Below are 255 nucleotides of genomic sequence, written 5' to 3'. Positions count from 1 at the left end.
TGGGGCATGCGCCGCGACGCGCACAGCTGGACGGCGCGCCAGCGCGACACGATGTATCTCTTGCAGCGTTCCCGGCTCAAGACCGCAAGGGCGTGGCGGCTGAAAGAAGCATTGCGGGACACCTATCGGCACGCCGTGGCCGCCAACAGCGCGGAAGCGGCGCAGGCGGCGCTGGAGCGTTGGATATCGTGGGCCCGCCGAAGCCGACTCGAGCCGTTCAAGAAACTGGCGCTGACGCTGCGCGAGCGCCTGCCA

The 255-nt window shown here is 69.0% G+C and carries 1 protein-coding gene; it reads left to right on the top strand.

All coding sequences use genetic code 11. From position 1 onward, the window contains the following. Positions 1 to 255: transposase (locus F2P44_RS34800; protein WP_167094650.1), on the top strand; the 255-nt coding region annotated here is incomplete at both ends.

The organism is Massilia frigida (genome assembly GCF_011682175.1).
GTDB lineage: Bacteria > Pseudomonadota > Gammaproteobacteria > Burkholderiales > Burkholderiaceae_D > Telluria_A > Telluria_A frigida.
This window is presented reverse-complemented; position numbering and strand designations above follow the sequence as displayed.